Raw genomic sequence first — 236 nt, forward strand, 5'->3', positions numbered from 1 at the left:
GCGCAGACGCTGCACACGACGCGGATCGTGCTGGATGGCGACACGCCCGTGCGCGTGCTCGATGCTGCGCTCGCCAACGACTGGACGCTCGAACACGTCGACCTCGCCGGCACGAAAGACGCGCACGCCATCGCGCTCGCCGGCATGCGCGCACACTGCACGGGCGCGATCGATCTGGCGCGCGGGCCGTTCTTCCGCCATACGCTGTACCGCATCGCGCCGGATCACTACTACTG

At 69.1% G+C, this 236-nt stretch carries 1 protein-coding gene; it reads left to right on the forward strand.

The annotated features are described in order from the left end of the window. The coding region (locus AAEY75_RS17055) for a hypothetical protein (RefSeq protein WP_352260368.1) at positions 1-236 on the forward strand (236 nt) is incomplete at both ends.

This window comes from Psychrobacter sp. TB55-MNA-CIBAN-0194, from assembly GCF_040309505.1.
GTDB lineage: Bacteria > Pseudomonadota > Gammaproteobacteria > Pseudomonadales > Moraxellaceae > Psychrobacter > Psychrobacter fozii.